Source organism: Aminobacter sp. SR38 (genome assembly GCF_014843375.1).
GTDB lineage: Bacteria > Pseudomonadota > Alphaproteobacteria > Rhizobiales > Rhizobiaceae > Aminobacter > Aminobacter ciceronei.
The window spans coordinates 1,625,560-1,650,290 of the sequence record NZ_CP062112.1; the positions used below are offsets into that span (position 1 = coordinate 1,625,560).

29 protein-coding genes are annotated in these 24,731 nt (G+C 64.4%); 9 read left to right on the forward strand and 20 right to left on the reverse strand.

Translation table 11 applies throughout. The features are described 5' to 3' along the window. Window positions 1–12: 12 nt before the first annotated feature. Window positions 13–564 carry a molybdenum cofactor biosynthesis protein B gene (gene moaB / locus IG197_RS07955; RefSeq protein WP_192318098.1) on the forward strand — a complete coding sequence of 184 codons (552 nt, stop codon included), beginning with the start codon at window positions 13–15 and terminating at the stop codon, window positions 562–564. Between the two features lie 51 nt (window positions 565–615). Here moaB and IG197_RS07960 read toward each other — a convergent pair whose 3' ends face one another. Next, a complete protein-coding gene (locus IG197_RS07960) occupies window positions 616–1,119 on the reverse strand; it encodes a glycosyltransferase (RefSeq protein WP_067966971.1) in 504 nt (167 codons plus the stop codon). A gap of 147 nt (window positions 1,120–1,266) precedes the next feature. Here IG197_RS07960 and IG197_RS07965 point away from each other — a divergent pair, with 147 nt between their 5' ends. Both IG197_RS07965 and IG197_RS07970 read left to right on the forward strand, forming a co-directional pair. Next, a complete protein-coding gene (locus IG197_RS07965) occupies window positions 1,267–2,421 on the forward strand; it encodes a PA0069 family radical SAM protein (protein WP_192318100.1) in 1,155 nt (384 codons plus the stop codon). Between the two features lie 145 nt (window positions 2,422–2,566). Continuing rightward, a complete protein-coding gene (locus IG197_RS07970) occupies window positions 2,567–3,217 on the forward strand; it encodes a ribonuclease HII (RefSeq protein WP_192318102.1) in 651 nt (216 codons plus the stop codon). On the opposite strand, the gene IG197_RS07975 is transcribed toward IG197_RS07970, so the two are convergent. From IG197_RS07975 to IG197_RS08015, 9 genes are all read right to left on the reverse strand, one after another. Next, window positions 3,207–3,626 carry a DUF4180 domain-containing protein gene (locus IG197_RS07975; RefSeq protein WP_192318104.1) on the reverse strand — a complete coding sequence of 140 codons (420 nt, stop codon included), beginning with the start codon at window positions 3,624–3,626 and terminating at the stop codon, window positions 3,207–3,209. The two genes, IG197_RS07970 and IG197_RS07975, sit on opposite strands and share 11 nt — an antisense overlap. Before the next feature lie 165 nt (window positions 3,627–3,791). Continuing rightward, window positions 3,792–4,271, reverse strand: coding sequence for a F0F1 ATP synthase subunit B (locus IG197_RS07980; RefSeq protein ID WP_192318106.1), 480 nt, complete (start codon window positions 4,269–4,271; stop codon window positions 3,792–3,794). 10 nt (window positions 4,272–4,281) lie between these two features. Then, the gene (locus tag IG197_RS07985; protein WP_067964671.1) at window positions 4,282–4,881 is read right to left on the reverse strand and encodes a F0F1 ATP synthase subunit B; all 600 of its coding nucleotides are present in this window, start codon (window positions 4,879–4,881) and stop codon (window positions 4,282–4,284) included. A 61-nt stretch (window positions 4,882–4,942) separates the two neighbouring features. Further along, entirely contained in the window at window positions 4,943–5,167 is a 225-nt protein-coding gene (locus IG197_RS07990; RefSeq protein ID WP_067964673.1) for a F0F1 ATP synthase subunit C, read from the reverse strand. A 64-nt stretch (window positions 5,168–5,231) separates the two neighbouring features. Beyond that, window positions 5,232–5,981, reverse strand: a complete 750-nt coding sequence (locus IG197_RS07995) for a F0F1 ATP synthase subunit A (protein ID WP_192318108.1) — start codon at window positions 5,979–5,981, stop codon at window positions 5,232–5,234. A 39-nt stretch (window positions 5,982–6,020) separates the two neighbouring features. After that, on the reverse strand, window positions 6,021–6,431 hold the full coding sequence (locus IG197_RS08000) for an AtpZ/AtpI family protein (protein WP_192318110.1): 411 nt from the start codon (window positions 6,429–6,431) through the stop codon (window positions 6,021–6,023). Between the two features lie 239 nt (window positions 6,432–6,670). After that, a complete protein-coding gene (locus tag IG197_RS08005; RefSeq protein ID WP_192318111.1) occupies window positions 6,671–7,858 on the reverse strand; it encodes a cell wall hydrolase in 1,188 nt (395 codons plus the stop codon). A 148-nt stretch (window positions 7,859–8,006) separates the two neighbouring features. Next, on the reverse strand, window positions 8,007–9,443 hold the full coding sequence (der, locus tag IG197_RS08010) for a ribosome biogenesis GTPase Der (protein WP_192318113.1): 1,437 nt from the start codon (window positions 9,441–9,443) through the stop codon (window positions 8,007–8,009). A 10-nt stretch (window positions 9,444–9,453) separates the two neighbouring features. Next, window positions 9,454–10,119, reverse strand: a complete 666-nt coding sequence (locus IG197_RS08015; RefSeq protein WP_115733153.1) for a tetratricopeptide repeat protein — start codon at window positions 10,117–10,119, stop codon at window positions 9,454–9,456. A 515-nt stretch (window positions 10,120–10,634) separates the two neighbouring features. On the opposite strand from IG197_RS08015, the gene IG197_RS08020 reads away from it, so the two are divergent. Then, window positions 10,635–11,633, forward strand: coding sequence for a polysaccharide deacetylase (locus IG197_RS08020; RefSeq protein ID WP_192318115.1), 999 nt, complete (start codon window positions 10,635–10,637; stop codon window positions 11,631–11,633). Window positions 11,634–11,876: 243 nt separating this feature from the next. On the opposite strand, the gene sbmA is transcribed toward IG197_RS08020, so the two are convergent. After that, complete coding sequence (gene sbmA, locus IG197_RS08025) at window positions 11,877–13,151, reverse strand: peptide antibiotic transporter SbmA (protein WP_182575435.1); 1,275 nt, start codon at window positions 13,149–13,151, stop codon at window positions 11,877–11,879. 172 nt (window positions 13,152–13,323) lie between these two features. On the opposite strand from sbmA, the gene IG197_RS08030 reads away from it, so the two are divergent. Next, a complete protein-coding gene (locus IG197_RS08030; protein WP_192318116.1) occupies window positions 13,324–13,728 on the forward strand; it encodes an MAPEG family protein in 405 nt (134 codons plus the stop codon). A 95-nt stretch (window positions 13,729–13,823) separates the two neighbouring features. Here IG197_RS08030 and IG197_RS08035 read toward each other — a convergent pair whose 3' ends face one another. Continuing rightward, entirely contained in the window at window positions 13,824–14,027 is a 204-nt protein-coding gene (locus IG197_RS08035; protein WP_192320040.1) for a hypothetical protein, read from the reverse strand. Window positions 14,028–14,119: 92 nt separating this feature from the next. Between IG197_RS08035 and IG197_RS08040 the strand changes: the two genes are divergently transcribed. Beyond that, window positions 14,120–15,040, forward strand: a complete 921-nt coding sequence (locus tag IG197_RS08040) for a LysR substrate-binding domain-containing protein (protein WP_192319644.1) — start codon at window positions 14,120–14,122, stop codon at window positions 15,038–15,040. 54 nt (window positions 15,041–15,094) lie between these two features. Here IG197_RS08040 and IG197_RS08045 read toward each other — a convergent pair whose 3' ends face one another. From IG197_RS08045 to IG197_RS08070, 6 genes are all read right to left on the reverse strand, one after another. Next, window positions 15,095–15,445: an ArsC family reductase gene (locus IG197_RS08045; protein WP_192318118.1), complete on the reverse strand. Its 351-nt coding sequence runs from the start codon at window positions 15,443–15,445 to the stop codon at window positions 15,095–15,097. 68 nt (window positions 15,446–15,513) lie between these two features. Beyond that, window positions 15,514–15,918 carry a RidA family protein gene (locus IG197_RS08050; protein WP_192318120.1) on the reverse strand — a complete coding sequence of 135 codons (405 nt, stop codon included), beginning with the start codon at window positions 15,916–15,918 and terminating at the stop codon, window positions 15,514–15,516. Further along, window positions 15,915–16,766 carry an SMP-30/gluconolactonase/LRE family protein gene (locus IG197_RS08055; protein ID WP_192318122.1) on the reverse strand — a complete coding sequence of 284 codons (852 nt, stop codon included), beginning with the start codon at window positions 16,764–16,766 and terminating at the stop codon, window positions 15,915–15,917. The genes IG197_RS08050 and IG197_RS08055 overlap by 4 nt, the downstream gene beginning before the upstream one ends. Beyond that, entirely contained in the window at window positions 16,763–17,983 is a 1,221-nt protein-coding gene (locus tag IG197_RS08060) for a PLP-dependent aminotransferase family protein (protein WP_192318124.1), read from the reverse strand. The genes IG197_RS08055 and IG197_RS08060 overlap by 4 nt, the downstream gene beginning before the upstream one ends. 23 nt (window positions 17,984–18,006) lie before the next feature. After that, window positions 18,007–19,278, reverse strand: a complete 1,272-nt coding sequence (locus tag IG197_RS08065; RefSeq protein WP_192318126.1) for a Coenzyme F420 hydrogenase/dehydrogenase, beta subunit C-terminal domain — start codon at window positions 19,276–19,278, stop codon at window positions 18,007–18,009. 126 nt (window positions 19,279–19,404) lie between these two features. Then, window positions 19,405–20,337 carry a LysR family transcriptional regulator gene (locus IG197_RS08070; protein ID WP_067964709.1) on the reverse strand — a complete coding sequence of 311 codons (933 nt, stop codon included), beginning with the start codon at window positions 20,335–20,337 and terminating at the stop codon, window positions 19,405–19,407. A gap of 175 nt (window positions 20,338–20,512) precedes the next feature. Here IG197_RS08070 and IG197_RS08075 point away from each other — a divergent pair, with 175 nt between their 5' ends. Beyond that, window positions 20,513–20,956 (forward strand): MarR family winged helix-turn-helix transcriptional regulator, encoded by a 444-nt coding sequence (locus IG197_RS08075; RefSeq protein ID WP_067964711.1) that lies wholly within the window; start codon window positions 20,513–20,515, stop codon window positions 20,954–20,956. Window positions 20,957–21,058: 102 nt separating this feature from the next. Here IG197_RS08075 and IG197_RS08080 read toward each other — a convergent pair whose 3' ends face one another. Further along, the gene (locus IG197_RS08080) at window positions 21,059–21,721 is read right to left on the reverse strand and encodes a flavin reductase family protein (RefSeq protein WP_115733165.1); all 663 of its coding nucleotides are present in this window, start codon (window positions 21,719–21,721) and stop codon (window positions 21,059–21,061) included. A gap of 259 nt (window positions 21,722–21,980) precedes the next feature. Here IG197_RS08080 and IG197_RS08085 point away from each other — a divergent pair, with 259 nt between their 5' ends. Together IG197_RS08085 and IG197_RS08090 are read left to right on the forward strand one after the other, a co-directional pair. After that, the gene (locus IG197_RS08085; protein ID WP_115733166.1) at window positions 21,981–22,670 is read left to right on the forward strand and encodes a GntR family transcriptional regulator; all 690 of its coding nucleotides are present in this window, start codon (window positions 21,981–21,983) and stop codon (window positions 22,668–22,670) included. An 85-nt stretch (window positions 22,671–22,755) separates the two neighbouring features. Further along, on the forward strand, window positions 22,756–24,201 hold the full coding sequence (locus IG197_RS08090; RefSeq protein ID WP_192318128.1) for an amidohydrolase family protein: 1,446 nt from the start codon (window positions 22,756–22,758) through the stop codon (window positions 24,199–24,201). Window positions 24,202–24,204: 3 nt separating this feature from the next. Here IG197_RS08090 and IG197_RS08095 read toward each other — a convergent pair whose 3' ends face one another. Beyond that, complete coding sequence (locus IG197_RS08095) at window positions 24,205–24,720, reverse strand: 2'-5' RNA ligase family protein (protein ID WP_192318130.1); 516 nt, start codon at window positions 24,718–24,720, stop codon at window positions 24,205–24,207. Window positions 24,721–24,731 lie beyond the last annotated feature (11 nt).

Consider the following 24,731-nt stretch of genomic DNA (forward strand, 5'->3'; position numbering starts at 1 on the left):
GAGCCCAACATAATGGCCAGCGAGCCCCGCCCCTTCGTTCCCGTCCGCATCGCGGTGCTGACCGTCTCTGACACCCGCGCGCTGGCCGAGGACAAGTCGGGCCAGACGCTGGCCGACCGCATCACCGAGGCCGGGCACGTGCTCAAGGCGCGCGACATCGTCACCGACGACAAGGACAAGATCCGCGACCGCGTCATCGCCTGGTCGCTCGATGCCGAAATCGACGTGATCATCACCACTGGAGGCACCGGCTTCACCGGCCGCGACGTCACGCCGGACGCGCTGGAGCCGATCTTCGAAAAGCGAATGGACGGCTTCTCGGAGGTGTTCCACCGCATTTCCTACGACAAGATCGGCACGTCGACGATCCAGTCGCGCGCCACCGGCGGCGTGCTCAACGCCACCTTCGTCTTCGTGCTGCCGGGGTCGCCAGGGGCGTGCCGCGACGCCTGGGACGGCATTCTCAAGGCGCAGCTCGATTACCGCCACATGCCGTGCAATTTCGTCGAGATCATGCCGCGGCTCGACGAGCACCTCAGGCGTGGCGGCACCAAGTCAGCCTGAAGCCAGGGCGTCTTTCGCAATTTCCGACGAAATGTCGCTGCTGGAATTGCCCTAGCGCGGCGCGACGACGATTTCGGCATCCAGCGTCTTCATGGCAAGTCCGCGCGCGATGCCTTCGGCGTCCGCCCCGTTGCGACCCAGAACAGCTGCCTGCTTCCTGGTGATGACCAGCCCCTGCTCCAGAGCGCGCGGCCGCGACGTCACCCGTTCCCAGAACGGACGGTTGCTCGCCCGCGACCGGGTGAAGCGCGCCGCCATGGTCAGTCGGCTCATGTGGCGAACAGCATCCTCGGTCCAGCCTTCGGCCAGCCGCGCGCCCGGCTCGAGCAGCAGCAGCCAGTCGCTCCTTGCCTGCGCGATGCCCGCCTGGATGCCGCCCTTGGCGAGATAGGCGCAGCCGGCATGTTCGGCGACATAATGGGTCTGGTCGGTGGAGCCGAGGTCACAGACGATCACCTCGCGCACGACACCCTCGACGGCGCCGCCGACCAGCGCCGCCAGCGTGCGGGCCAGTCCCTCCTCGTCGTCCCTGGTCTCGATCAGAACGCTCAGCATATCCAGCCGCATATCGGAAAGCCGGCCGAAGCGCCAGCCTCGCGGCCCGGAGAACAAAGTTCTTGCTTTGTTCTCTTTTCCAAAATAGGAATAGTTTCATGCCGAACGAATCGACGGGCGGCCTCTTTCCCTCGGGGAGATAGCGAAATGGAACCCATCGCACGGGCCGATATTGCCGCTTTCAAGGGTGGTGGAGCCGGAATGGCCAATGCCATGATCGAGGAAAGCGGCCTGCGCATCAACCATGAGCGCCGACGCGGCCGCGGTGCCGGCGTCAACCCGTCGGGGCGCTACGAGCCGGTCAGCCGCCATGTCTTCGACGACGGCTGGAGCACAATCGAGGAGCTGCCGCCGTTCAAGACCGAGGTCCAGGTCGAGAAGCCGCGCACCATCATCACCCGCAACGAGTCGCCCGACATCTCATTCGACCGCTCGATCAATCCCTATCGTGGTTGTGAGCATGGTTGCGTCTACTGTTTCGCCCGCCCCACCCACAGCTATATGGGCCTGTCGGCCGGGCTCGATTTCGAATCCAAGCTGTTTGCCAAGCCGGATGCGGCGCGGCTGCTCGACCGCGAACTGTCGAAGGACGGTTACCAGCCGCGCACCATCGCCATCGGCACCAACACCGATCCCTATCAGCCGATCGAGAAGCACTGGCGCATCATGCGCGAGGTGCTCGAGGTGCTGGAGGCGCGCAACCATCCTGTCGGCATCGTCACCAAGTCGGCAATGGTCACACGCGACATCGATATCCTCAGCCGCATGGCCGAAAAAGGCCTGGCCAAGGTGGCGCTGTCGGTGACGACGCTCGACCGCATGCTGGCGCGCACGATGGAGCCTCGGGCCGCGACGCCGACGAAGCGGCTCGAAGCTATCCGCCAGCTCTCCGATGCAGGCATTCCGGTCTCGGTGATGGTCGCGCCGATCATCCCAGGCCTCACCGACCAGGAGATCGAGCGCATTCTCGATTCGGCCATGGCCGCAGGTGCCACCAGCGCCGGCTACGTCATCCTGCGCCTGCCGCTGGAAGTCAGCCCGATCTTCAAGGACTGGCTGCTGCGCCATTATCCCGACAGCTATCGCCACGTGCTGTCGTTGATCCGCTCGATGCGCGACGGCAAGGACTACGATTCGGAATGGGGCAAGCGCATGAAGGGCAAGGGGCCCTATGCCTGGCAGATCGGCCGCCGCTTCGAGATCGCGGCACAGCGCCTGGGCCTCAATTCGGTGCGCACCCCGCTCCGGACCGACCTTTTCGAAGCCGGCCCCAAGGATCAGCTGCAATTGACGCTGCTTTGAAAACTCTGGCGGCGCCACCGTCCCAGAAAAGAAATTCCGTCCGGCCGTTCCCCGTGGCCAGTTGACGGTGCCTTCCCGAGCCGCCGCCCTAATCGGCCGGGAAGGTCTTGCGGAGGATCGGGGCCGATGCGAGCATCGCCGCACCATGGCTCGCCCGCGCTCCGATTCTCCGCCCCTCTTCGAATTCATCGACAAGCCCGACTTCGCCTTCGAAACGAAAGCGATATCGGGTGGCCTGTGGCCATGCGCGGGCCTCGACGAAGCCGGACGCGGCCCCCTCGCCGGCCCGGTTGTCGCTGCCGCCGTGGTGCTCGACCCCGGCAACATTCCATCGGGGTTGGACGATTCCAAGCGCCTTACAGCCGCCCAGCGCGACGCGCTGTTCGACGAAGTGCTGTGCAAGGCCCTTGGCGTCGCCGTGGCGTCGGTTTCGGCCGACAGCATCGACCGCAGCGATATCCGCAAGGCGAGCCTGGAAGCGATGCGCCGGGCGCTTGCGGGCCTGCCGGTGGCGGCGAAGTCGGCGCTGGCCGACGGCCGCGACGTGCCACCCGGCCTCGCCTGCACCTGCCGCGCCCTTGTCAAGGGCGACCAGCGCTCGCAATCCATCGCCGCCGCCTCGATCGTCGCCAAGGTGACGCGCGACCGCATGATGTCTGTCTGCGGCTCGAACGACAACCGCTACGGTTTCGAAGTCCATATGGGCTACGCCACCGCGCGCCACAGGGCGGCGATCATCGAGCACGGCGCATCGCTTCGGCTGCACCGCATTTCCTTTGCCCCGTTCAGGGACTAACCACGGCAGAAACGCCTGGCGCATAACCCTGCCCACTCTGAAGCGGCGACGTCCCGAGCCTGACGTCAAGTTCGGCAACATCCGCAACGAACCAGATCGACTTGCCCTTGTTGGTCTCGCGCACGAAGTCACGCAGCGCACCGCTTGCTTCCAGCGCCTGCGTGATGTCGCCGACGATCACGCAGCCCAGGCCGTAATTCACAAACTTCTGAAACACCTCGCCGGCAATGCCGGTGCTGAGCTTGAGAAAATCCGGGGCAAGCCTTTCCACGGGGATGGCGAGGACTTCGGCCTCGTTCGACCACGCCTCGCTGATGAAGTCATTGGCGTCGCTGGGCGCGCGCAGCAACGAGCCGCTCCGGCTGAAAAGAAGCACGCGGGATTTGCCGATTTCGACGATCTGGATCATGTGACCCGGCTAGCAGCGGCCGCGGCAAGGTGCAAGCCGCACCGGAGCAGCTCCTGCCAAACGAAAGACAGTCGCCCCTGGCTGTCCTGAAAACAAAAAAGCCGCCGGAACTTCCAGCGGCTTTTTCAAATCTGCCCGGCTGCCTGACTTAATTGGCGGCTCGACTTAGTTGAGCTTGGCCTTCAATTCCTGAACCGAGCCCTTGAACAGGTCGGCGTTGGTCTTGGCGTCGGCCTTGCCGGCGAAGATCTGGCGAGCTGCCTCGACCGCGAGGTCGACAGCGTTGGCGCGAACTTCGTTGACAGCGTCGCGTTCGGCCTGGCCAATCTTGAGCTCGGCAAGTGCGGTCCGGCGAGCAACGTACTCTTCGGTCTTCTTGTGCGCTTCTTCGGCGAGAAGGCCGGCTTCGCGCTTGGCCAGATCGACGATGTCGGCGGCCTCCTTCTCGGCTTCCTTGCGCTTGCGCTGGTACTCGGCGAGCAGCTGCTGGGCTTCTTCACGAAGCCTGCGTGCGTCTTCGAGTTCGGCGCGGATGCGTTCGGCGCGCTCGTCGAGCGACTTCGAAAGCATGCCCGGCACCTTCAGGTACAGGACGACGCCGACGAAGATGATGAGAGCGACTGTGGCCCAGAATGTTGCGTCCATGGCCCCTCTCCTACTTGCTCGCTGCCTTGACGGCGGCGGCGATGTCAGCCTTGTCGACCTTGCCTGCGCCCAGTGCCTGGACGATCGCGGCAGCGGTGTCCTCGGCGATGGTGCCCACTTCCTTCATGGCATTGGCCTTGATGGTAGCGATGCGTGCTTCCGCAGCGGTCAGCTTCTGGTCGAGCCCGGCTTCGACTTCCTTGCGCTTGGCTTCGGCTTCCGCCTTGGCTTCGTCGCGTGCTTCCTGGCCGATGGCGTTTGCCCTGGCCTTGGCCTCGGCAAGCTCCTGCTCGTATGCGGCGACCGCCGCATCCGCCTCGGACTTCATCCGGGCAGCCTGGTCGAGATCCCCGGCGATGCGATCGCGGCGCACCTCGAGGATGCCGCCGACACGCGGCAGCACGACGTTCTTCAGGAAGAGATAGAACAGGCCGAAGGTGATCGCGAGCCAGAGCAGCTGCGACGGATAGTTCGACGTATCGAAAGGCGGAAACAACCCACCACCGCCATGCTCCGCACCCGTTTCCGTGTGCGCAGTGGTGGCGTCGGTAGAATGAGCTTCCCCGGCCGCAGGTGCGACTTCCTCGGCGTAACCCGGCGTGACAAACATCTCTATCCCCTGTCATCCCACCGGCCGCAACACGCGGCCGGTCAACTCGCTTGCGCGGCTCTTATGCGAAGAGCAGGAGCAGAGCGATGAGGAGCGAGAAGATGCCCAGAGCTTCGGTAACGGCGAAGCCGAAGATCAGGCGGCCGAACTGGCCGTCAGCTGCCGACGGGTTGCGCAGGGCACCCGACAGGTAGTTACCGAAAATGGTGCCCAGGCCGATGCCTGCGCCGCCCATGCCGAGACAAGCGATGCCTGCGCCGATTGCCTTTGCTGCTTCAACTTCCATTGTCCAACTCCTTGTGGATCGAAATTTAGTTGCGGTATCCAAGACGGCGGCAGCCGCCGTCGAATTAGTGGCCCGGGTGCAGGGCGTCGTTGAGGTACATGCAGGTCAGCACCGCAAACACATAGGCCTGCAGGAACGCGACCAGGACTTCCAGGCCGGTGATCGCGACCGTCATGAACAGCGGCAGGATCGAGCCGACGACGCCGACAGCACCGAATGCGCTGAGCGAAGTGACGAAACCAGCGAAAACCTTGAGCGTGATGTGGCCGGCCAGCATGTTGGCGAACAGACGAACCGACAGGCTGATAGGACGCGACAGGAACGAGATCACTTCGATCAGGACGACCAGCGGCACCAGGATGCCAGGCACACCGTGCGGGACGAAGAGTTTCAGGAAGCCGAAACCGTGCTTCATGAAGCCGTAGACGATGACCGTACCGATGACCAGCAGCGCCAGCGCGAAGGTGACGATGAGATGGCTGGTGACGGTGAAGAAGTAAGGGAACAGGCCGATCAGGTTGGCGACGAGCACGAACATGAACAGCGAAAACACCAGCGGGAAGAAACGCATACCCTGGGAACCCGCCGCGTCTCGTAGCATCGAGGCGACAAATTCATAGGACATCTCCGAAACCGACTGCAGGCGGCTCGGCACCAGGCCGCGGCTCGACGTCGTCAGGAACAGGAAGGCGCTGGCGGCGATCACGGTGGCAACCATGAAGGCGGACGAGTTGGTGAAGGAGAAGTCGAGGCCGCCGATCTCGATCGGAATCAATTTCGAGATCTGAAACTGATGAATTGGATCGTTGGCCACGCTGGCCCCCCTTCGCCTAAATTGCGCCTTGCGGCGCTGCTATTTCTTTTCCGGTTCGTCCGACTTCTTGTCGGGCGACCTGATACCGGCCTCAGTAACCATTCCTGCCGAACGCAGGACATTGAGCACACCGGCGCCGAAGCCGAGCAGCAGAAACACGATCAAGCCCCATGGCGACGTGCCTGCCATCCGATCGATGATCCACCCCAGACCGACACCAACCGCGATCCCGGCGATGAACTCGCTGGACAGCTTGAGTGCCTGGCCGTAGCCGGTCACACCATTCGACCCTGTACTCTTTTCCCCCTCGCGGGCAGTCTGGCGTCTTGTCGCAAGCGTTGCTTCAAGCTGTTGCCGACGGCGCTCGAGTTCGTCGTCGCGGTGATCGTTCTCGGCTCGATTTTCAGGCCGGGAGTTTCCATTTCCGCCTGGGCCCGAAGGCTTGGCCATTGCAAACTCCCACCCGGTCCGAGCGTATCCGTTCGTCCGCTTCAAAGTCGCCGGCAACATAGTTAGAGGGCCCCTGCCCGTCAAGCCACGGGGAGGCCCATCTAACTAAGTATTTTATGTAGGAAAATCAGCTAGTTGTCGAAGTGCGACATCCTGCCCGTGGCTCCGCTCGGTGATCGCCCGCCGAATCCGCGTGCAATCCGGCGACTGGCCGACTCCATGAGCCCGGTCGGAAGCGATCAGCTCCAGCCGCCGCCATAGGTGCGGTAGAAGATGTGCAGGCCGATCTTGGTCATCTTCTTCATGCCGCGCGCCCAGCCGGGATTCACGTAGTTGGCGTAGTAGTGGGTCGAGGAGCCGACTTCCGGGATGAAGATCTTTCCGGCGGTCACCGCCATGGCGACGTCCTGCGCGGTCTTGTAGTGCGAGGGACTGGTGACGCGGTCCTTGATGCCGTCGCAGGCAAACGAGAACTGGCAGCGGTTGAACCAGCCGTCATTCTGATAAACGACGCCGCAGATGGTGCCCGGATAGGCCGGGTTGCGGACGCGGTTGAGGATGACCTGGGCGACCGCTGCCTGGCCGCGCACCGATTCTCCGCGCGCCTCGAAGTAGATGCCGTTGGCGAGGCAGGCCTGCTCGGCCTTGGAGAAGACGCCTGCCGGCAGCGGATTGGCCAGCCACCAGTGGTCGCCCTTGCCCATCGGCGGGATGAAGCGGCCGCCGGCCTCGTCGTCGTCGCGCAGCAGCGCCTCGAAGGGCGAGGCCTTGGCATAGTCGGGCGCGGCCGGTGCGTAAGCTGTCGCCAGGATGTCGGCCTTGTCGTTGTTGACCAGCGAGGCCAACATGGCCGGCACGCCGCGCGTCGCGCGCTTTTCGGTTTCCTTGACGTGGAAGGAGCCGGCGATCTGGACTTCCTTGCCCTTGATCTCGGGCTTGGCGAAGGTCAGCTTGAGGCCGCTGTCGAGGGCGGGGCGCAGAAGCGAACTGGTGCGCTCGAACACCGAGCCGGCGGTGAAGTTCTTCGGCGGACTGACCCTTGAGATGTTGACGATGCGGGCCTTCTTGTCGACGCGGACGATGCGGTCCTCGTCAGGCAGGTCGGACGACCCGAACTTCTTGCCGCGAAACGCGACGGTGCCGACACCGGCGATCTTGACGCCCGAGCCCGAGATCGGACCGGTGATGATGCCGTCGACGAACGGCATTTCAGCGGCATGGACCGAGCCGGCGGCAGCTTTCTCGACATAAGCGCCCCAGCGCGTGTCCTTGTTCTCAAGGCCGGAGACGAGGCTGGTCATGTCCTGATAGGCGGCAACGGTGGGAAAGCCGAGCCAGATGCCCAGGCCGATGACGGCCGGCGCCAGGAACGAACGTCTTCCCTCGCGGGCAGCAGCAAACCGCCGCTTCACAACACCTCGATGCACGGAAACTCTCCAGGACGCAACACACCCTACTGGAGAGGAAAATGATGCATTAACCTTGATGGAGCGTTAACGGGCGCAACCTTGGCGCAATGCAAGAAGGGAGAGGCGCAATGCAAAAAGGGCCCGCTTGCGCGAGCCCTTCGATGTCTCATTTCTTTTTCTTGGCCCGCCCGGCAAACGGATTGTCGGAGGCGCGCAGCGCCATGCGGATCGGCACGCCGGGCATGTTGAAGGCGTCGCGCAGGTTGTTGACCAGATAGCGCACATAGGACTGCGGCATCACGTCGGGGCGCGAGCAGGACAGGACGAAGCCAGGCGGCCGGGTCTTTGCCTGGGTGATGTACTTGATCTTGAGCCGGCGGCCGGCGACGGCGGGCGGCGGATGATGGGCGAGGATGCCCTCGAGCCAGCGGTTGAGCTTGCCGGTCGAGACACGGCTGTTCCAGACCCGGTGCGTCTTCATCACCGCGTCCATCAGCTTTTCCAGCCCGCGGCCGGTCTCCGCCGACATCGGCACTGCCTGCAGGCCACGCGCCTGCGGCAACAGCCGCTCGGTCTTCTCGCGCAGTTCGGCCAGCGTCTCCTGCGGGTTGTCGATGAGATCCCACTTGTTGAAGGCGATGACCGGCGCCCTGCCCTCGCGGATGATCAGGTCGGCGATCTGCAGGTCCTGCTTCTCGAACGGAATCGTCGCATCGAGCACGATGATGACGATCTCGGCAAAGCGGATGGCGCGCAGGCCGTCCTGCACCGACAGCTTCTCGAGCTTTTCCTGGACCTTGGCCTTGCGGCGCATACCGGCCGTATCGAACATCTTGATGCCGCGACCCTGCCAGTCCCAGTCGACCGAGATCGAATCGCGGGTGATGCCGGCCTCGGGCCCGGTGAGCAGGCGTTCCTCGCCGATCAGCGCATTGATCAGCGTCGACTTGCCGGCATTGGGCCGGCCGACGACGGCGATGCGCAGCGGCTTGGTCTCGTCATAAGCAGGCGCCTCTTCGGCGTCGGGATCGGCGATATCCTCGCCGATCAGCACGTCGCTTTCGGCGACGTCATCGGCCTCGTCCTCGTCATCGGCGAAGACGACTTCCTTGCCGAGCGCTTCGACGACGGCATCGCGCAGGTCGGGCATGCCAAGACCATGCTCGGCCGAGATCTGCACCGGTTCGCCAATGCCGAGCTCCCACGCTTCGAGCGCGCCGCCCTGGGCACCGCGCGCCTCGGATTTGTTGGCGACGAGCACTACCGGCTTGCCGGACCGGCGCACGATCTCGACGAAGGTGCGGTCATCGGGCGTGAGACCCGCCTTGGCGTCGACCATGAAGAAGATGAGATCGGCCTCCTTGATGGCGATCTCGGTCTGCGCCCGCATGCGACCCTGGAGCGTCGCAGCACCGGCGTCCTCGAAGCCAGCGGTGTCGATGACGTCGAAGACGAGATCGTAGAGCTTGGCTGCATGCACGCGGCGGTCGCGCGTCACGCCGGGCGTGTCGTCGACAAGGGCGATCTTCTTTCCAACCAGGCGGTTGAAAAGGGTGGATTTGCCGACGTTGGGCCGGCCGATTATCGCGATCTTGAAAGCCATCGGGCCCGCATCACGACGCGTTGCCGGAACCGCGGATCAGTTCGGCCAGGAGGTTGGAGCGCTGACGCGCATTGCGCGGCGCGCCTTCGTCGGAGGAAATCTGCTCGAACAGCTTGAGCGCGTCGGCGAGCTTGCCTTCCTTCCAGGCGGCAAGGCCGAGCGCCTCGCGGGCCGAATGGCGCAGCGGGTTGGTGTCGTTGGTCAGCGCTTCGACGCGGCCCGAGACATCGGCATAGCTGCCGTTGTCGACGAGCAGGAGTGCGGCGCGCAGACGGGCGACATCACGAATGACATTGGGGATCGAGCTGTCGGCGGCCACTTCGTCGAAGCCGGCGATTGCCGCCTTGAAGTCACCCTTGTCGGCCTGGACGGTGGCGGCACGCATGCGGGCGAGCAGCGGATAAGCACCGTAGCCGTCCTTTTCGAGTGCGTCGAAAGCGGCAAGCGCTTCATCGGCCTTGCCGGTATTGGCGAGCGTCAGCGCCTGCGAGAAGCGGTCGCCGGAATTGTTGGCCTTGTTTTCGACCCAGTATTCCCAGGCCACGAACAGGCCGGTGCCGATGACGATCAGCACGGCGATGACGATGGCTGCGGGGCCATAGCTGTCCCACAGGGCCTTCGCCTTCTCCTGGCGAATTTCCTCGTTTACTTCACGAAAGAAACTGTCGTCCGACATGCTATCCAATCACCTCTGCCCCTCGGGGCCGTTTGAGCCTGCGTTTTAACGGAATTTCGCCGCCATGGAAGGGGGCGGGGCGGAAATTCGGTTCCTACGGGTTCTGCGTGCAGTGAGAGCCGGTCGTGCCTTACGAAGTCAACCTTTGACGTCATGCTCCTTCGCCCCCCCTCTGGCCTGCCGGCCATCTCCCCCACAAGGAGGGAGATCACGCCGTCATCAACGCCTCAGGCAATCACCAACGTAGAAGCGGCAGGATGAGCGCCGCCAGCGACGCGACTAATCTCCCTCCTTGTGGGGGAGATGGCCGGCAGGCCAGAGGGGTTGGGACGGAGCGCGGCAGTGGAGATTTGCGGCACCTCCCCGTGGTATTTAGCGCCCAGAAGCCACCACCCCGGCTCCCTAGCCCAAATGGGCGCATAGGCGGCGGGACGCATCCGTGCCACATTTCGGCCCTACCGGCTGATCTCGCCCCAATACCGAACAAGCCCCCCGAAATTGCATCGAAGTTCGACATGACCAAAGCGTTCCCAGTCAGTGCTCTCATTTCCGCGTCATTGGTCGCGTCCGCCGCGATGGCCGGGCCTGCGCCCAAGGTCGAGGACGTCAAGAAGCCGCAGATCGTGCTGATCTCGTTCGACGGCGCGCATGACCTCGCGCAATGGCAGCGCAGCCGGGAGCTAGCGGCGCGGACAGGGGCGCGCTTCACCTATTTCCTGTCCTGCGTGTTCCTGTTGTCGCGCGAGACGCGCAGCAGCTACCAGGCGCCCGGCAAGTCGGCCGGCAAGTCGAATGTCGGCTTCGCCATGACCAGACAGGAGGTTGTCGACCGCCTGGGGCAGATCAACCTCGCCGCATCAGAGGGCCACGACATCGCCAGCCACGCCTGCGGCCATTTCGACGGCGGCAAGTGGAGCAAGGCCCAGTGGACCAAGGAGTTCGACGCGTTTTCGACAATCATGCGCGACGCCTACAGGATCAACGGCATCTCGCCCGAACCGGAGGGCTGGGCGAGGATCGCCGCATCGGTGAAGGGTTTTCGCGCGCCTTATCTCTCCGACAGCAAGGGGCTGACGGCAGCACTTCGCGACAGGGGTTTTGCCTACAATGCCAGCGGCGTGTCACGCGGACCGGAAGAACCCAGGCTCGACGGCTCGATGATGGATTTTGCCCTGCCGGAGATTCCGGAAGGCCCCTCGGAGCGACGCATCATCGCCATGGACTACAATCTGTTCGTCCGCCACTCCGGCGGCGTCGACAAGCCCGCGGAAGCGGCAAAATACGAAAGCCGCGCCTACGGCGCATTCCGCAAGGCCTTCGACACGCAATATGAAGGCGGCCGCATTCCGTTGCAGATCGGCTTCCACTTCACGCTGATGAATGACGGCGCCTATTGGCGTGCGTTGGAGCGCTTCGCCGGCGAGGTGTGCGTGAAGGCGGATGTCGAATGCATCAGCTATGCCGACTATGTCGGGCGGCAGAAGGATACAGCGCCGGTGCAGACCGGCGGGTGAGCGCGAGCGGGTGGGGCCCCGCCCGCACGAGCTTTCGCCCTACCCGTCGCGACCTGGCCATGCATGATAATGACCCTGCACCGTGCAAGTGCCATCAGCGTTACGGCATGGCAACTGTGTTCATGCCAAGCCGCGAGAGGGTGCAGAACTCGCACACACCCTCAGTTACTTGCCGATAACTGACTCCGGCGATCCAATGCCGATATCTGGCTCCGGCGATTGCGCTGGCCGGGGCGCCGGCACTCAGGCCGGCTCGCTCTCCGGTTCGGAGCCGGTCTTCTTCCGGTCGAGATAACGCTGGTCGATGTCGGGCAGCGCTTCACCCGACAGCGTCGCCTCAAACGCGCGCAGGCGCTTGTGTACCGACTGCAGCTCGACGATCGTCGACCAGGAATTGAGCAGGAACTGCAGCGATCCGGTCACGCGGCCGAAGGCATTCGAGATCTGGTTCATCGGGCCCAATGTGATCTTGTGCGCGACGATCGACGGCCCGAGGATGATGAAGGAGAAGATGTTGTCGGCCTGCAGGTAGGTGTAGCGGACGACGTTGAAGTAGATGTAGTGGGCGTAGAGCCGGAAGTAGTTCTTGCGCACATTGGTGAAAAGCTCGGTGGTCGTCGCCGGCTGGGCACGGTCGGCATGGTCCTCGCCATAGACAAGCTCCTTGCGGTAGGCAGCCTCGACGCGCTGGTTGCGGAATTGCAGGCCAGGCAGCTTCACACCGGCGAGCATGACCGACAGCGTGCCGAGCAAACACCAGCCGATCGCGGCGAGGATGAGCGGCTGCGGGACAGCGCCGATGATCGGCAGCTCGGTGATGTGCTTCTGCAACTCGATCAGAACAGGCAGGAAGGCGATCAGCGTCATGATCGACGCAACGAAGCTGGACCCCAGGTCTTCCATGATCTGGGCGAAACGCATGGTGTCTTCCTGAATACGCTGCGAGGCGCCTTCGATGTGGCGCAGCTTGCTCCAGTTCTGCATGAAATAGTCGTTCATGGCGGTGCGCCAGCGGAAGATCCAGTGCTGCACGACATAGGCGTTGACGACCGAAACGTTCATGCCGATCAGCGCCAGCCAGGCAAAGCTGGCCGCGCCGGCATAGAACTCGGCATTGGTCGAGTTGGTGGTGCCGCCCATCAGGCCCTGGACGTAGTCGAAGAACGGGCCGTACCAGTTGTTCACGGCAACGCTGACCTGAACGTTGAAGTAGATCAGGAACAGGATGACCGAGGTGACGAGGATCGACCATTGCTGCCAGGGATGGGGCGAATACCAGCGCCAGAAGGCGTAGAAGAGCAGGACGCCGGCGACATAGTAGATGTAGAACCAGATGAACGGTGCCGACAGGAACACCGTGATGCCGATGATGGGTGGCGTGCCCGGCGCCGCCGGAGGCAAGCCGAATACGGCGCCCAGCTGCGCCCCGCCGAAGAACCAGAACAGCACAAGCACCAGACTCCAGGCCGCAGCCGAGGTGAAGAACAGCTTCGGCTGCGGGAAGAACGATATGAACACGGTTCCGGGTTCCTTTCGGAGACGGTGGCATTGCCTGTTGGCCGCATGAAGTCACACTTCGTGGCACAAGGGAATCCCCTGCGGCGACCACCTGTTGCAATGCGAGCCGGATCGTGGCGATTTTCCGCACCGGAATATTACAGTTTGGTCATCTAGACAGTTCGGGGAGCGCATGAACCAGTCAGCCCTTGCCGCAGCGGGACTCTATGCGGGCCTGAACGCGCTGATATTGCTGTGGTTGACGATGGCAACCGCGCTGGTGCGGCGCAGGCACATGGTGGTGATCGGCGATGGCGGGGTGGCGCATCTCGGCCGGACGATGCGCGGCCATGCCAACGCCATCGAGAACATTCCTGTGATGCTGGTGCTGCTGGGGTTTGCAGCCACGCTCGGAGCGCCCGTCATGGCGATCCACGCGCTGGGTGCAGCTTTCACCTTCGGCCGCGCGGCGCATGCCTGGCACTTCACCCATGCCGAGGCAGCGCAGTGGCAGCGGGCTGTGGGGTTCGGGCTCAGCGTGCTGACCCTTGGCGCGGCCGCTCTCGGCGTGCTCGGCCACGCCCTTTTGTTGCTCTAGAGGTTTACGCTTTTCTTCGAAATGCGGAAACCGTCTATCTTATTGTCTTGGGCAATCCCGTACGGAAAACCGCGAAACACTTTTCCTGGAATTGCCTAGGCACGGCACTCGCCCGGCACGGGAAGCGCGGGGCGAAAACCGCGGCCGAGCGGCAGGTCGGCGAGCTCGCGTTCGTCCATACGCGCGATGTCAGGATGGGAAAGCGGATCGCGCAGCCAGGCGAGGAAACGCTCGCTGTCGATGCCGTGTTTGTCGTGCTGGCCTTGCAGCAGGGTGGCGAGGCTTGAGAAAATCTTCATCTGACTTCTCCTGAAAGTGTTGGTCCTTTCACTGTATTTTCGTTACAAACACTCACTTTTCAATCAAGATTGCCGCAGGCGGAGTTTAGAAAATCTCAAGTCAGGCACTCAATCGCGTCCATCTCAACGGGCTCCGCGCGGTGGAGAGCGTCGCGCGCTGCGGTTCGCTGGTCAAGGCGGCAGAGGAGCTCGGCGTGTCGGCCAGCGCGGTCAGCCAGCAGATCGGCCGCACCGAGGCGCAGCTTGGCCGTGCCATCTTCCAGCGCACCGGCGCGGGACTGGCGCTAACGGCCTTCGGAGCGGAGTTTTGTACGCGGCTGACGACCGGCTTTCAGGAGCTGGGCCGCGCGGTGGCGCTGGCCGAGGAGGCGGTAAGCAACGTGCTGGTGGTGTCGGTGGCACCGGCTTTTGCCTCGCGCTTCCTGGTGCCGCGGCTCAACCGCTTCAACCAGCGCCATCCCGAAATCAAGCTCAGGATCGACGCCTCGACCGGGCTTGTCGATCTCGACCATTCCGACGTCGACCTCGCCATCCGCATGGGCGACGGCAGATGGCCCGGCGTGCGGGCAGAGCTCTTGCTGGCACAGGAGGTGTTCCCGGTCTGCGCGCCGGCACTGGCCGCCAAGCTCAAGGAGCCGGCCGATCTCGCGCACCTGCCTGTCATCGCCGACGAGAGCACGATGATCAGCTGGGAGCGCTGGTTCGAGGCGGCGGGGCTGGAAAAGCCGTTTCCGGTGCAGCGGGCGGGGCCATCCTTCACCGACCCGATCCTCGGCATCGACGCGGCGGTGGGCGGACAGGGCGTGGCGCTGGCCTGGCAGTTGCTGTCGGCCGATGCACTTGCCGACGGAAGGCTGGTGGCGCCGTTCGGCATCACGGTCGCCAGCGGACTCGGCTATTACCTCGTCAGCTCGAAGCTGGAGCGCCCCGGCCGCAAGCTGCGCGACTTCTCGACATGGCTGCGCGAGGAAGTGGCAACGACGATGGCAAGATTCGGCACGCGGGCGGAGTAGCCGGGCCGAATTTGGGCGTGCGACTGCGGCCTGGCGACCAGATCTCGGAAGGCCTCACTTCGGGACCGCGGCCTCGTAGGCCTCGGGCTTGAAGCCGACGATGCGGCGGCTGCCGAGGTCGAGCATCGGGCGCTTGATCATCGATGGCTGGGCGAGCATCAGGGTGATCGCCTTTTCGGCGTCGAGGCCTTCCTTCTCAGCGTCGGGCAGCTTCTTGAAGGTGGTGCCGGCGCGGTTGAGCACGGTCTCCCAGCCGAATTCCTTGACCCAGCTCTCCAGGCTTTTGCGGTCGATGCCCGAGGCCTTGTAGTCATGGAAGTCGTAGGCAACGCCGTGACCTTCGAGCCAGGTCCGGGCCTTCTTGATCGTGTCGCAATTCTTGATGCCGTACATTTTGATCGACAAGACCGGGCCTCCGCAAGCGCGGCCGGCCGGGCGGACCCGACTCGGCCAGTTTCAGGTCCGGCTAGGTTCTACACCTCGGCAGCTTTGGCAAGCGCGTGGCGCCAGGCGACCGCCTCGACTTCGACCATGATCTCGGGCAGGACGAGCGCGGTGACGACCATGGCGGAGGCGGCCGGCGGATTGTCGGCGAAGATGCGGTTCTTGACCACGGCATAGGCCTGGTAGGCTTCGGCACTGGTCAGGTAGCAGCGCAGCGAGACGACATGGGCGAGCGTCAGCCCCGCCTCGGCCAGCACCGCCTCGATGTTGCGGAACACCTGCTCGGTCTGCCCGGCGGGATCGCCGACCGCGATGATCTGCTTGTCCTTCAGCGCCACCTGCCCGGACACGAGCACGAAGTCGCCGCAGCCGACGGCCTGGCTCATGCCGGGGAAGGCCATGCCTGGAGGATTGAAACGTTCGACGTTGCTCATGGCCGTCCTGCTCCCGATGCTGGCGCGCGGACGACATCGATGCGCCCTGCCCTCAGCTTCACCGTCATCTCTGGGTCGTGGTGCGGGGCAATACAGATGTAGAGGTCGCGACCGTCGGCCCCACCGAGCATGCAGGCATAGGGGTTGGCATCAGGGATGACGACCCGCTCAACGATCGCGCCAGCCGGACTGATGCGCAGCACCGTCTTTTCGTAAGGCGACGCAGCCCAGATGTGCCCCTCGGCGTCGAGGCAGATGCCGTCGGGCACATGGCCGTCGACCGCAGCGAACAGCCTGCGGTTGGACAGGCTGCCGTCGGCTGACATGTCGAAGGCGGTGAGACGGGCGGCCATCGACTCGGCGATGACGAGCGTGCGACCGTCAGGTGAAATCACCGCACCGTTGGGGCACATCAGGTCGCCCGCAGCAACACTGATGGAGCCATCCGGCGCGACAGCGGCCAGCACCGTCGGCGCCGGCGGCTGGCCGGCATAGAAGTCGAAGCCGATGTTGCCGACATAGGCGCGGCCTTCACCGTCGACGACCATGTCGTTGGAATGGAACGGGTGGACGCCGGCGAGATCGGCATGAAGCACGAGTCTGCCGTCGCCAAGCCGTCGGAACAGCTTGCGGTCGTTCATCGAGACGACGAGCAGGTCGCCATCCGGCAGCCAGCCCATGCCGGACGGGCCACCCGGAACGGCGAAACTGTCGCGCCTGCCGCCGTCGCCGTCCAGCACGTGGACGAGGCCGTCATGCTGGTCGGCGAACCACAACTGGCCGTCATGCCAGCGCGGGCATTCGGGATAGACGAATCCCCCCGCGATCGTGCGAACAGAAAGCGTCATGCCGGGACCCGGGCGCAAGCGCTGAGGATCTCGCCGAGCTTCCTGATGCCGCGCTCGATGATATCTTCGCTGACATGGCTGTAAGCGAGGCGCAGGAACTGGCGGCCGTCGCTTTCGCCCATGAAACGCTCGCCGGGGCGGAAGAAGATGCCTTCCCTCGCCGAAAGCTCGGCGGCGCGCTGCCAGTCGACGCGCTCGTCGATTTCGAGCCAGAGATAGAACGAGCCCTGCGGCATGCGGAAGGTGACGTAGTTGCCGCAATGGTCGCGTACGGCGCGCGCCGCCGTCTCGGCCTTGCTCTTGTAGACCTTGTTGACCTCGGCGATATGGTCGTCGAGCAGGCCGTCGGCCATGAACGAGGCCATGACGCGGGAATACCACTGGCTGACACCAAGGTCCTGGCGCACGGCGGCGATGGGTTCGATGGCGGCGGCCGGACCGGCGATCCAGCCGAGCCGCAGTGCGGGAGCGACGATCTTGGAGAAGCTGCCGCACTGGATGACGCGCTCGTCGGTGTCGAGGCTGAGCAGCGTCGGCAACTCCTCGCCGGCGAAACGCAGGTCGCCATAGACATTGTCCTCGATGATGAGAAAGTCATGTTCGCTGGCGAGCTTGAGCAGTTGCTTGCGGCGCGGCACCGACATCTCGGTGCAGGTTGGCGTCTGGAAGGTCGGGATGGTGTAGACGACCTTGACCTTCTTGCCCTCGGCTTTGACTTTTTTCAGCAAGGCTTCGAGCTTGTCGATGTCCATGCCGTGGTCGTCGACCGGCACTGTGCGCAGGTCGCCGCCGGCCATCTGCATGAAGCGCAACGCATAAGGGAAGGACGCCGCCTCGGCGACGACGACGTCGCCCGGATTGACGTAGCCATTGGCGGCAAGGGCGATGCCCTGCACCGAACCCGAGGTCAGGATGACGCCAAGAGTGCCGAGCTGCTTGCCCTGGGTGCGTTCAATGCGGTCAGCGATCTCTTTGCGCAAGCCCTTGAAGCCGAAGACCAGCTCCTCATAACCGGTGGCCGGGTCGAAATAGTCGAGCACCTTGGCGCCGTGCTCGTCGAGCGCCTTGCGGGCGAGACGAACGAGGTCCTCGGTGGGAAACGTCTCGGGCGCTGCCAGTCCCTGGTCGAAATTGAAGATCGCCGGCACTTCGGGATCCGGGAAAAACAGCGCCGGCCCGGAACCGGAGAGCTTGGCGCGCAGATGATCGACAGACATTGTTTCCTCCTTGATGATCGTTGTCAGCTTGTCTTGGCGTCCGGGACGAAGGTCCCCGAGGTGATCGGGCTCTCGCGGTTGCGGCGTTTGAGCGAGCGGGCGAGCGTGCCGCGGAAGGATGCCCAGCGTTCGCGCCAGCTGGCGGCAAGGCCGGCCTGGACCACCCGCAGCCCGCCATAACAGGGGAATGGCTGACCGGTCAGGGCGAGACCGGCGAGCCGCCACAGCACCGAGCGCTTCTTGGTGCCGTGGTCGTCATGCATGGCTTCGAGTTCGGCAACGGAGAACGCCTCCTCATGGATGTAGCCGGCGACGAGCGCATCCTCGATCAACTGCCTGCCGCGTACGGTTCGGGCCATGTGCATGTTCCAGCCGTCGCCAGCCTCGCGATGGCTCGGCTTGCCATCCTCCATGACCCAGCAATCGCCGGCGACGACGTCGGCGTGCTCGCCTGTGCCGTCAGCGCAGATCTTGCAGCGGAACATCAGCTCGTAAGTGAGATTAGAGAACCATGTCTCGTCATAACTCTGGCTGTGCGCCCTGCCCTGCCGCGTGTGCAGATAGGTCGGACCGGGCCAGCCATGGCCGCGATAGCGGAACTCGTCGACGTCGCGGTGGTCCTCGCCGAAGCGCCTGACGATGTTGTAGGTGGCGGCAATGCTGGGATTGCCGCCGCAGACCATCGCCAGCATGTAGGGGATCTGCAGGTCGACGCGCGGATCGACAAGCGCCAGGTTGCGCAAGGTGGCGACGTCGCAGGGCTTGCCGACGAACGCGAAGCGGCGGCCGCTGTCGAGCAGCGCTGCGATGTCCCTCAGCGGCGCCGACGGCCCGTAGCGGGAGCCCGAAGAGGCAACGATCTGCTCGCGCGTGGTGTTGAACCTCGGTTCGTTGTGCAGCGGGTTGTCGCTTGCGACGCCGGTCTGCAACACGCCGTCGACCTCGCCGCTTTCGACCAGATAGACCGCGAGCGCGGTGAGCACGCCGCCGGTGGCGCTCCTGAAGCGAATCTCCTTGTCGGTCGCATGGCCCTTGGCGAGATGCAGCATCGCGCCGAAAATGCGGTGCGGCTTGGCCTCGGCTGGCGCCGCGCCCTGCTGCGCGCGCCCGGCACATATCTCCAGCACCGCCTGCTGCTCGCCCTTGTCGAGCGGGCGCTGGCCGCGCGGCCGCATGAAGCCTTCAGGCGACATATCCATGCGCAGGGCGTCGCCTCCGAGCAGGCTCGCGCAAGCGCCGCAGCCGGTGCAAAGCCCACGCTCAACAATCTCCTCGATGCTTGCCGCAGCACGCATGCGCCATCCTCCCGGCGACAGCCTCGCGGCCATCGCCCCAGCGACAGGTTTTCGATCTCAGCTGTTGGCTCAAGTTATAGGTCGGCGGTATTTGCCCGGGCAAATTGCCAATCCGAATGACCGTCATCAGCCTGAGTGATCCCGGCAGGCGTCCGGAAAACAATCGTCGAGCACGCCGCGAACCCAATCATGCGCCGGGCTGCCTTCAGAGGCCGGGTGCCAGTAGAGCCAGGTCTGAAGCGGCGGCATGCGGAAAGGCCGGGGCAGCGCAACGAAACCATCTTCGGGCAGGAAATGCCGGACGAAGGAGGTCGGAATGGTGAGGCAGAGGTCGCTGCGCGACAGGATGGCGGCAGCGGCCAGGCAATGTTCGAGATGCACCGCCACCTGCCGCTTCAGCTTCATCCGGGCCAGCGCGCCGTCGACCAGATTGGCAAAGCGCGGGCGATTGGAGATGTGCAGGTGGCTGAGCGCCATGTAGCGCTCGATGGTGAAGGGTTCGGTCGCCGCCGGATGGCCCCGGCGCATGACACAGACGAATTCGTCACTGAACAGCAGGCGCTGGCCGAAACCATCCTCGGCCAGCGGATGCGACTCGACGGCGAAGTCGATCTCGCCCGAGGCCAGGCCGGGAAACAGGTCGCGCTCGGCAAGGAAGCGGTTGCGCACCGTCAGCCTCGAGCCCAGCCGGTTCAACTCGCCGACAAACGGCGCCAGCACGACCGCCTCGGCATAGTCGCTCATGCTGAAGGAGACGATGCGCTCGGAGGCGAGCGGGTCGAAGCGCTCATGCCGTGCGAGCGTGCGGTCGAGCGCGGTGAGCGCTTCACGGACAGGGCCGATCAGCGTTTCGGCGAGCGGCGTCGGCGCGATGCCCTGCCGGGCACGGACGAACAGCTGGTCGCCGAAGATGTCGCGCAGGCGCGCCAGGCTGTTGGAAACGGCGGGCTGGGTGACGTTGAGCGTTTCGGCGGCACGGGTGATGCTGGCCTCGCCGTAGACGGCCTCGAAGACATGCAACAGGTTGAGGTCGAGCTTTGCCAGATTGCGCAGGACCACACCCCACCTCCTCCATCCCCGGCTGCGCCGCTCCATTGGCGAGAATGGACATTACCTACGCTGATCGAAGCCGCAGCCTCGTCCGAAGGGACTAGGAGGATGGTTCTTGCCGGAGATATTGCCGCGAATTACATAGGTATCTAATGATAATCAAAAGAACAAAAGGGGGATCGATATGAGCAGCGCCGAGCTGAAGAGCGCGTTTTTTGACGAATTGCTGAAGGTCAACCGCAAGCTCAGGACGATGTTCGACGCGCGGGTGAAGGAGCGCGGCCTGACGCTGGCGCGCGCCCGACTGATGATGCAGATCGCCAAATGCGAGGGCAAGACGCAGGCCGAGCTGGCAGAGCAGATGCAGATCGAGCAGCCCTCGCTGGTCGGGCTCATCGACGGGCTGGAGAAGAAGGGGCTGGTGGTGCGCTGCACCACCGACGGCGACCGGCGCACCAAGCGCATCTTTCTGACGCCGACGGCGCGGCGCGAGGCCGACAGCATGTTCGCCGACGTCGCCGAGCTGCGCTGCCTGGTGCTTACCGGTGTTGACGACGCCGACATCGAAAGCGCGACCCGCGTGCTGCGCGTGCTGAGCGAGAACATTGGCGCGGCGGCCGAGGACTGACGCCCAAACAGAAAGGGCGCCCGAAACGAGCGCCCTTCCCATGCAAGGTCGTCGGGGGCTTACGCCTTGCGGTGGAGCAGGTGGGCCGACAAGGCTCTAGCCTCAGCCGATGACCTTTTCCGACTTCGGGGCGGCATTGGCGGCTTTTTCCTCTTGAGGAAAAAGCTCGGCCGGGCGCTTGAGCACGAACTGGTCGGCGGCAACGATGTAGTTGTCGGCGTGGAGACGGGCGATCGGCTGGTAGACCTCGGGCCGGACATAGCGGCCGCGCTCATCGAGGCAGTCGTCGCGAACATACATCTGCACGACCTCGCCAATGACGATGGTGCGGCGGCCATAATCAAGGATCTGCGACACACGGCACTCCATGGCGCAGGGCGATTCCTCGATGCGGGGTGCCGCGACCTTTTTCGACGGCGTGCTGGTCAGGCCGGCGAGCTCGATCTCGTCGACGTCGGCGGGGAAGTTGATGCCGGTGACGATCATCTCGCTGGCAATCGCCATGTCGACCATGTGGACGACGAACTCGCCGGAGCGGCGGATGTTGGCGACGGTGTCCTTGGCGGTGCCATCAGGACGGGTCTGCATGCCGAGGATGAGCAGCGGCGGCTCATGTGAGAAGACGTTGAAGAAGCTCATCGGCGCGGCGTTGTTGCAGCCATGCTCGTCGATGGTGGTGACCAGCGCGATGGGGCGCGGTCCGACGAAGTTGGTGAGCAGCCGGTAGCGGTCCATTTCGGGCAGCTCGGCGAAATCAAAATCCATCTTTTCTCCTTCGGATCGCATTTCGAAGCGCGTCGACAGCGCTGATCGACCAATCATACGCCCGAAGGCCGGCGCCTCATGGCTTCGACAGCGGCCCCATCCTGTCACGTTACAGGGCGCTTTCGGGCTCCTTCCACCTCACGCTGACATCGTATCCAATTATTGTCAACAATTGGTGTCGACAGATTTGTTGACTTAGCGTCCATTTAGGTTTGAATAGGTTGGAGCCGCATATCGGGACGAACGGGAGGAGGAGTGGATGGACGCTGAAGCAGGCATGCGGCATGCCACCGATCAGGAAATCTACGAGAAGATCTGGAGCGCCATCGCCGAGCGGCAGATCGGCCCCGGTACGCGGCTGAAAGAAGAGCAGCTTGCCGACATCTTCGGCGCCAGCCGGGCACGCATCCGCCATGTGCTGCAGAACCTCGCCCGCGACGGCCTGATCACACTGGTTCCCAATCGCGGTGCGTTCGTATCCAAACCGTCGATCGAGGAAGCGCGCGATGTGTTCTTCGCCCGCCGCACCATCGAGGAAAGGCTGGTCGAGCGGCTGTGCGCGACCATCGACGCCGCCGGAATCGCCCGGCTGGGCGAACATGTCGACCAGGAGCGCAAGGCCCACCAGGGCGGCGACCTCGCCGGTGCGATCAGGCTCTCGGGCGCGTTCCACATGCTGATCGCCGAGCTGGCGCAATCGCAGATCCTCGCCACCCTGCTGCGCGATCTGGTTTCGCGGACGTCGCTGATCATGGCGATGTACCAGCAGAAGGAAATCCAGAACTGCGGCCCCGACGAGCATGCGGCGATCGTGCAGAGCATCACCGCGCGCGACGCCAAGGCGGCACTTGCCGTCATGCACCACCACCTCGCCCATATCGAAAACCAGCTCGATCTCGAAAGCGAACGCGTGCTCGCGCGCGACCTGGAAGACATTCTGGGGCTGTAGCCCCGGTTTGACATGGCTTGCGGAAGGCCGGCTCGGACTTCCGCAACCATGCGATTTCGCCCGCCGACTTTTGGAAAGCAGTGACATGACGCAGCCAGACATCCTCGTCCGCAACGTGACGGCGATCACCGTCGACCCGGAACGCCGGGTGATCGACCGCGCCTGGATCGCTGTCACCGGCGACCGCATCAGCGCCATCGGTGGCGACGGCGACGCCGAGCCTGTCGGCGCCAGGGACATCATCGACGGCACAGGCATGGTGGCGATGCCCGGCTTGATCGACAGCCATTCGCATGCCGGCCACGGGCTGGTGCGCAATGCCGGCGCCGGGCTCGACAGCTGGTTCGACGCCTGCGAGGAGATCTACGCGCGCGGCTCGACGCCGGACTTCTGGCGCGCCGAGGCGCGCATGACCCAGCTCGAACGCCTGCGTGGCGGCATCACCACCGGTATGACGCTGCTCGGCGGCGGCGCCGATATCTACCGCACCGACGATCCCATCTATGGCGACGCGCATTGCGGTGCGACCACCGAATCCGGGCTGCGCACCTTCATGGCCGTCGGCCCCGGCCGGACGCCCTTCCCGAAAAACTACCGCCAGTTCTCGGAGACCGGTCAGGCGCGCGACGTATCCGTCGGCTTCGAGCGCCAGCTCGAGGTCAGCGAAATCCTGATCGATCGCTGGAACGACCTGCTCGGCCGCGGCACCGGCGTGTGCCTTGTCATGCCGGTCTATTATGCCGCCCAGGTGGCGGATGCCGATGCCCGCCGGCAGGTCGTCGAGATGGGCGAAGCGGTCATGGATCTGCGCCGTCGCAAGGGCGTGCTGTTCACCCAGGACGGCCACCGTGACGGGTCGATCGCGCTGGCGCGCGATCTTGGTGTCCTCGGTGAGTTCGCGCTTCTGGGTCATAGCGTCGACCTCACCGAGGAAGATTTTGCAGCACTCAAGGAGACAGGCGCGTCGATCATCCACAATCCGAGCGCCATCATGTCGGTCTATGGCCGCTGCCCGGTGCCGGAGTTGCTCGAGGCTGGCATCACGGTCTGCCTGGGTTCGGACGCGGCCGCCCCCGACCGCGGCTACGACATGTTCCGCCACATGGCGCAGTGCATGCACTACCACCGCCGCCACTTCCGCGACCCGGCCTATCTTCCGCCCGGCAAGACCATCGAGATGGCAACGATCGACGCTGCCAGGGCGCTTGGCCTGGAGAAGGAACTGGGGTCGCTGGAGTCCGGCAAGAAGGCCGACATCGTGCTCGTCGACATGCGCAAGCCGCATCTCTACCCGCCCGTCATGCCGGTGACGCGCATCGCCCATTTCGCCAACGCCGCCGACGTCGACACCGTCATCGTCAACGGCAAGGTGTTGATGCGCAGCCGCAGGACCGACCATCTCGACGCCGAGGACATTCTCGCCGATGCCGCCGAGCAGGCGGCACTCGCCTTCGAGCGTGTCGGGCTGACACATCTGCTGGAAGAACCTGAGGAGTTCTGGCGCAACGCGCGTCAGCCGCTGCCGCTCTGAACCTCAGCCCAGCAACGGCCAGTGGCCGAAGCTCCGGCGGCGGCCACTGGCCGAACGATGCAGGAGATGAAACTCCGTGATCGGGACGACGATCGGCCGGTCGAGAGGCGTTTCCGGGACGAGCCTGTCGGCGTAGAGCACGGTGCAGTGGGGCACGAAGCCGGCGCGCCGGCGTAGCCGGAGCCCCGCACGGTTCAACGCATCGATGATCCGGCGTTCGAGCTCAACCACCTTATCGGCACCCTTGCCGCACAGCAGAACCAGCGGTTTCGATTCCCGATTGTGGAAGCTGGCGATGCGGTCGAAAGCCAGCTCGAATGCCGGCACTCTGACTGTCGCGGCGGCGGCCGAGGCGTCATGCACCGTGGTTCGGTCGATCTCCCCGCCGTTGTGAAGCCCCACCAGCGAGACGTGCAGCTGTCCTGCATCGCGTGGCTTCCCGGACAGGCCATGGCTGCGGCGGGTATGGTCCGCCACCGTCGCCATCTGCGCCGACTGAGCCGGATGCAGACGAAACATCAGCCTGTCTG